7 protein-coding genes and 1 pseudogene are annotated in these 6,442 nt (G+C 45.7%); 3 read left to right on the forward strand and 5 right to left on the reverse strand.

Annotation, left to right across the window (positions count from 1 at the left end):
- Positions 1 to 23: 23 nt before the first annotated feature.
- On the forward strand, positions 24 to 695 hold the full coding sequence (locus LAY57_RS14085) for an SH3 domain-containing protein (RefSeq protein WP_249067408.1): 672 nt from the start codon (positions 24 to 26) through the stop codon (positions 693 to 695).
- Between the two features lie 138 nt (positions 696 to 833).
- Here LAY57_RS14085 and LAY57_RS14090 read toward each other — a convergent pair whose 3' ends face one another.
- The 3 genes and pseudogenes from LAY57_RS14090 to LAY57_RS14100 all read right to left on the reverse strand — a co-directional run bounded on the left by LAY57_RS14090 (position 834) and on the right by LAY57_RS14100 (position 2,556).
- A complete protein-coding gene (locus LAY57_RS14090) occupies positions 834 to 1,619 on the reverse strand; it encodes a CHASE2 domain-containing protein (RefSeq protein ID WP_338022411.1) in 786 nt (261 codons plus the stop codon).
- Positions 1,604 to 2,323, reverse strand: a pseudogene (locus tag LAY57_RS14095) (AAA-like domain-containing protein); the annotation flags it as partial. The pseudogene LAY57_RS14095 and the gene LAY57_RS14090, both read right to left, overlap by 16 nt.
- A gap of 41 nt (positions 2,324 to 2,364) precedes the next feature.
- The gene (locus LAY57_RS14100; RefSeq protein WP_249067409.1) at positions 2,365 to 2,556 is read right to left on the reverse strand and encodes a hypothetical protein; all 192 of its coding nucleotides are present in this window, start codon (positions 2,554 to 2,556) and stop codon (positions 2,365 to 2,367) included.
- Between the two features lie 178 nt (positions 2,557 to 2,734).
- Here LAY57_RS14100 and LAY57_RS14105 point away from each other — a divergent pair, with 178 nt between their 5' ends.
- Positions 2,735 to 3,565 (forward strand): PHP domain-containing protein, encoded by an 831-nt coding sequence (locus LAY57_RS14105; RefSeq protein ID WP_249067410.1) that lies wholly within the window; start codon positions 2,735 to 2,737, stop codon positions 3,563 to 3,565.
- Positions 3,566 to 3,698: 133 nt separating this feature from the next.
- Here LAY57_RS14105 and LAY57_RS14110 read toward each other — a convergent pair whose 3' ends face one another.
- Complete coding sequence (locus tag LAY57_RS14110; RefSeq protein ID WP_249067411.1) at positions 3,699 to 3,881, reverse strand: hypothetical protein; 183 nt, start codon at positions 3,879 to 3,881, stop codon at positions 3,699 to 3,701.
- A 271-nt stretch (positions 3,882 to 4,152) separates the two neighbouring features.
- Between LAY57_RS14110 and LAY57_RS14115 the strand changes: the two genes are divergently transcribed.
- Complete coding sequence (locus tag LAY57_RS14115) at positions 4,153 to 4,557, forward strand: hypothetical protein (RefSeq protein ID WP_249067412.1); 405 nt, start codon at positions 4,153 to 4,155, stop codon at positions 4,555 to 4,557.
- On the opposite strand, the gene LAY57_RS36245 is transcribed toward LAY57_RS14115, so the two are convergent.
- Positions 4,554 to 6,362 (reverse strand): cyclase family protein, encoded by a 1,809-nt coding sequence (locus tag LAY57_RS36245; protein ID WP_338022412.1) that lies wholly within the window; start codon positions 6,360 to 6,362, stop codon positions 4,554 to 4,556. The two genes, LAY57_RS14115 and LAY57_RS36245, sit on opposite strands and share 4 nt — an antisense overlap.
- Between the last annotated feature and the right edge of the window lie 80 nt (positions 6,363 to 6,442).

A 6,442-nucleotide genomic window follows, 5' to 3' on the forward strand; every position in this document is an offset into this window, starting at 1 on the left:
AATTCTCTAAAGGAGAAAAACCAATGAGCTATACCGCTATTGTGAGAACTCAGGGCGACCCCTTAAATGTTCGCTCTAGCCCCAACGGTCAGGTCGTTGATACCGTTGCTAATGCTGCGAAGGTAATGGTTAGTGGCGACCCCGTAGCGGCTGGGGGAAAGAATTGGGTGCAAATCGGCCCTAATCGTTGGGTCGCTTTAGAATTTCTTACTAAGGAAACTCCAGCTGACAACAACAACGATGATTCTCTCTCGATTAAAGGAGCTAAAGTTGTCGCTACTCAGACTAACGAAACTATTGGCGGCGGACTAAAGGTTTACCGCACTCAATTGATTGATGGTACAGGCAAAGTCGTTAATACTGTGCGGTGCGTTTCTGGCAGGGTGGACAAACAAACTCCGTCTGACATAGCAGGGTCTCAAACTCCTATACCCTTTGGTGTTTATACGTTCGATCGGCCCGGCAGTGTCGAGAAAGCTGGTGGTGAGTTTGGTGGAGTCTGGTCACCCGTTACACCTACTTTCAAGACAGGTCGCAGCGGACTGGGAGTTCATTACGACCCGTCAGCATTGAAGAACAATTCTCAAACTGGAACTTCAGGCTGTTTTGCAACTCCAACAATTGAAGAAAGAGAGGTAATGAGTAACTTTATTCGCACATACAAGCCAACTCATCTAATAATTCAAAAAAACTAAGAGGTGGGCGTAAATAAACTGAACTCCCAGAAACCCGGTTTCTCCAAGAAACCGGGTTTCTAATCGTGGCAGTTTTACGTTTAATTATGCCCACCTACTTATAGCAAAGTGTGGACTATTACCCACTTGACTTGAGTGTTAGCGTAAATTTCGATCGATCGTCCACTTTTGGATAAAAGCTTGATTGCGATCGCTTTCTGATTGCTTGAGATATTCAATCGCAATACGCCCCGCAGTGGGATAAGTAGCGCATTCTTCTAAAAGTAAATCCAGAATTCGTCGGAGTTGAAGCTGTTCTAATCGTTTGTTGATGACGATCGCAAAAGCGATCGCAGCTCCGACCAACCCCAGCATTGGCCCAACAACGGGTAACCACCACCCCTGCAAAAAAGCCAGGTAAGCGATCGCTAATAACCCCGAACCAGCTAAAAAGATACCGGACGCGATTTGCAAAGGCTTCAACCTCCAGCTTAACAATGCGCCGATAGCTGACCAAACCAAAATCCACAGCCACTCTTGCGGTTTAGTCCAAACCCGGATCGAAGGTCGCCCATCTAAAGCAGCACTCAAAATATGGCTGATCAAATTAGCATGAATCGCCACTCCCGATGTACGCTTAGGCGTGCGGAACAAACTGCTGCTGTAGGGCGTATAAAAAAGGTCATTGAGGCTTTCAGCAGTTGTACCGATGATAATAATCCGATTTTTCATCAAATCTGGCGGAATCCGATTCTTCAGCACATCGGCGAAAGATATTGTCTGGAAATTCTCTAACGAACCGCGAAAATTCAGCAATATTTGATACCCACCAGAATTAGCCCGGACATAGCCGCCTTCATTCCCATGAAAAGGTACTAAGATAGCTTGACCTAACTGCAACCGATAGTCGTTTAACTGTTTTGCAGTTACCGTCCTCCCGTCCAATTTAAAACTTCTTTAAAAATTGCCTGGGCGTTACCTTCTTTGATTTTTAATCCCTGGGCTAGTGGCGCAGCTTCCGGCAAATCAAAACCAGCTAATTGGATGGCTCTACCAATATTAAACGGAGTGCGATTTTGGTCTTGAATTAAATCGGATGGCGTGCCTACTCCAAAAATAGCAAAAGTAATTCGCTTGTAGGCGGGGTTAATTGCTCGTTGGTTATAGCAAAACCGAATCAGAGCAAAGAAGTCATCTACAGAAAAATTTAGGCTGAGAATGCTATCAATTTCATCAAGAAAAATAAACAGTCGCTCGTTGGGAAAATGAACTAGCAGTAATTCTTCAAGGAATAAACTTAGGATTTGGAGTAAGGAAATATCTTCTTGTTCGCGCCACCAAGCTTTAAAGTTAAGTTTTTTTGATAAATTCAAGCCTGACCATAGATCGGCAATAATTCCCTTATACCATTGCAGTGGGGTGATATTTTCACCACCTACAACGGTGAGATCGATAACGGTACACTTAAATCCTTCCTGTTGGAGACGCTCCTTGGTTCTGACCAGCAGCGAAGATTTTCCCATTTGCCGAGAGTTAAGGATGTAGCAAAACTCACCCTGCTTTAAAGCTTCATAAAGCTCGAAATCAGATCGCCGCTCCACATAACTGGGCGCATTTTTTGTGAGAGTACCACCAATTTGGTATTGCATTTATCGGTTATTTGTTACCAGTTTTCAGAATTTGTTGTAAATTAGTCAATGTTTGCCGTTAGCCAGTCAGAAACAAAGGGTAACGCGATCGCGTTCTTGCCTTTTCGCCTATACAGCGCCTTGAGAGCAGCAACGAGTGTTGCCGAAAAGTTTTTAGAGCTAGGCATTACCCTCTCAACCCCCAAACTAATTGTGGCAACTTTAGCAGCAAGACTGTCTATCTTGGCTATCATACTTACAGTCCCCTTATTCCGGTGAGAGGTGAGGTGCAAGCTACCTCAAACACCAAAAATATGCTATGGATCGAGGTTTTAAAACTTCTAAAATAAAAAAACCATACCGCAATCGATCGAAAAATCCACGCCCATTGAGGCAGCAGGCAATCAGCCCTACACCGAGACTCTGTTTAAAATGTTAGAACTTCACTGTCACACTACCTACTCTGATGGCACCCTGACTCCAAGTGCCCTCGTCAAAAAAGCCGCCCAAGCGGGAGTGAAAGCCTTGGCAATTACCGACCACGATACCCTCTCAGGTTGGGATGAAGCAATAGCTGCTGCCTCTGTCTGCGGCCTAGAAATTGTCCCCGGTGTAGAGCTTAGCACCGTCCACAACGATCGCTCTCTGCATATTCTCGGTTTTTACCCAAATCGAGAACAACTCGCACCAGCCCTGTCAGAACGCCTGGAAGGACGAAAACGCCGCGCCGCCAAAATGCTAGCCAATTTAGCCGCATTGGGATATCCAATTAAATTGCCCGAAATGGGAGAAGGCATGGCACCCGGACGGCCTCATATTGCCACAGCACTGGTGCAAGCGGGTTATGCAAAAACATCCGCCGAAGCATTCGATCGCTGGTTGGGCGATGATGGCCCCGCTTACGTGCATTACGAAAAATTCTCTATAGTTGATGGCATCACATTATTACGCAATTGCGGTGCTGTCCCCGTATGGGCCCATGCCTACCTGTTCCGAGGTGGTGCTGTGGAAGAAGTTCTCAAAGAATTGGTAGCCGCTGGTTTAATGGGAGTGGAAGTCTACCATCCTCATCACACCCCAACACAGCAAAAAACTCTCTTAAGTTTGTGCTACCAGTATGGTTTACTCGTAACTGGCGGTAGCGATTACCACGGCCCCGCTAACGCCAAAAGCACAGAAAGTAGCACTCTCAATCAACTGCACGTACCCTTGGAATTGCTCAATCCACTTAAGATTGCGGCTCAAAGTTTGCGAGTTGGCTAATTTTTTTCAAGTTGGGCTGCTCTAGACATCATCTGTAGAAAAATATTAGCTCGAACTGTTCTATTGTGCTGCTCTATCCTGCGATAGAGTAGCAGTTTGCCGTACAAACAGATTTGCTAAATGGGGAACCTGATTACTCTCTTCCCGGTAGAAGACTATGTATAGTGGCAGGGCGTTCGCGTTCGCTCTTCGGCGCGGATGCGCGGACTCGTGCCAAGGCGAACGCCCCTACATAATCTTTTGGCGGGAAGGGAGTAATATCATGTCCGGTTGCATCGGTAGCGTAAGCGTGATGCGAGAAATTGTCTGTCTTCATCTGTGGTTAAATTTTTACCACAGATGAAGACAGATGAACACAGATGAACACAGATAAGAGAGTTATTTTTTTTAGACAACCGATGCCACCGGACATGATATAATTGGGTTTGCGACTATTACTTTAAACCAATCGCTCTATAGCGATTATCTTTTGGAAATCCCAAAAACCCTCCACTGGGATGAGGTGAGAGAGGATTTTGGAATTAACAATAGAAGGTGCAAACAGACAACTAACTTATCAATTTCTGAGTTATAGGAGTTGTCCCCCAATGAAAGCAGATATTCGACTTACGCCTGCGATCGCGATCGCGATTTTAGCAATTGGCTCAGTACCAAGCAAAGCCATTTCTTTGTCAAATCGCGATGTTGCTTCGTTTCAGGCGCGACGCGATCCGATTGTTATCCTCAGAGATAACATTGACCTCAATCGTGCCAAAAACCTCGCTCGTCAAGCTGGTGTTGCAGCTAATGGCGGTTTGGGTCGCTATCGTCCTGAAGACTCTATGCACGGCCCAGCAACGGAAGCTCCTTTCGTAGATAATGGCGATGGCACCTGGACGTTTACATTCAAAGGTCGCCGACTAGACTCCAATATTTATACCCTCGAAACCGCAGTCACCGTTTCTAAAGATGGGAAACGGGTAAATGTAGACTATAATCGCTCGATTCGTTAGTCGATCGGCTCTGGTACTAACCCCATTACAGCAGCAGGAGAACCAGAGCCGTCTTTGAGGCCAAGAACACCAATAAATAAGGTAATACCTTTTGCTGGCAACTGCTCCAAATTAGTCAAATTTTCTAGCACAATTCTGGGTTTTTCTAATACCAAACTGTTGGTAGTAAAGGTTGTATCTTGACCGGAATCTACGCCGTGAGTATCGATTCCCACACCAGCAATTTGACGTTCGTTTAGCAAGAACTCCGTCGCCTTACTTCCAAATCCCGGAAAATGCAGAACTCCTTCGATATCCGGGTTGAGAAACGCATTGCTATCAAACCATTTATCTTGCCAGCCTGTGTACAGCAGTACTACACTATTAGGTGGAATCTGACCGTGTTGTGCTTCCCAAGCTTTAATATCGGCAATAGTTAGTACGTAATCGGGACGATCGGTAACTTTGTCGCGAATATCGATTACCACAGCAGGTGCAATCAGAGATTCGGCAGGATATTTGTCAATTCCGACACCCGTAGAGTGAAAACTGTTGGGGGCGTTAATATGGGTTGCACTGTGTTCGCCAAGGGAAAAACGCCGCAGATAATAACCATCTTTCTCTAGTTCGGCTACTGTTTCAAATTCTACAGGTGGATCTCCGGGCCATTGGGGTATATGAGGATCGATCGCATGACTTAGATGGATCGATCGCGAGTAGGTAATGGTTTTTTCGCGATCGCTATTTTGAGGACGAGTTAACCTCTCAAGCGTTGCTTCCATTACTGCCGTAGTTTGACCGGACACAGTAAACACCAGCGCTTCTCGGTAAACGCGCTGTGCTGCGTGGTCCGCGTAATTAGCAGCACCGCTAGAAACAGTAACTGCTGCATGAGCTATTCGCACCGCCAAGTCGATCGCCCAAGCTCGCAATTGCAGCTTTTCTGTTAGCGTAATGGCTGTATTTCCTTGAGCATTTCTAATAGTAGTTCGACATTGAGCGAGTTCGCTATTGAGCAACGCAAATGCTTTATTTATAAACGAAAGCGACTTATTTATGGCGGCGTTTTCGATAATATTGATACCAGCACTAGCGCAACCGAGTACCAAACCAGTCGATCGCAAAACATTCTTTTTATCGTTTTCATGAATCCAACCAGCAGATTTAATAGAAACAACAAGTTCAACAGGTAAAAACCAATTTTTCAGGTTTGCCGTTACAGTATTGGTAGATGTCATTGCTGTCAGCTGCATCGGTTGACTAAAAGTAATCGCACCGCCTGAATTTCGATCTGTTTCCACAAAAGGAACCATCCCAAAAACAGCCCGACCATCCGGTAAAACGGCGGCGACAATAAAATCTTGAAATATCCCCCATCCACTTACCCAAGGAACTTCTCCATCTAATAGATAACCCCCCTCTACAGGATTAGCTACAATTAGCGGTCGGCCCGATCGTCGCAGTTGCGAAAAGCCTACCCCCAGCAGCACTTCACCGTTGCTAGTGCGCGGGAGGTATTCTTGTTTGAGAGAGGCATTTTTACTCTCAAACAGCATACCAGCAGCACTTTGGTGTTGAGTTTGCAAGAAAGCTAAAGCGCCGGAATACTTGGCTATCAGTTCCTGGAAAGACTGAAAAGTTTCTTCACTGACACCTTTACCGCCCCATTCTGGAGGAATTCTGAGCCCAAGCACACCTAATTCTCCCAGACCTTTGAGTGCATTTTGCAGAGCTTCTGGATTGCTGTCAATTTCAGCGGCTATGGTAGCGACTTTATCCCGCAGATAAGATTCCGCGATCGAAAGTAAGTTTGGCTGGTCTTCCATATGATAAAATATCCTAGCTGCCGTTAATCTAGCAACTCAAGTTGCTAGTTAGGTACGTTGTTGCGCTTTAGCGCTCAAAG

This window comes from Argonema antarcticum A004/B2 (genome assembly GCF_023333585.1).
Classification (GTDB): Bacteria; Cyanobacteriota; Cyanobacteriia; order Cyanobacteriales; family Aerosakkonemataceae; genus Argonema; species Argonema antarcticum.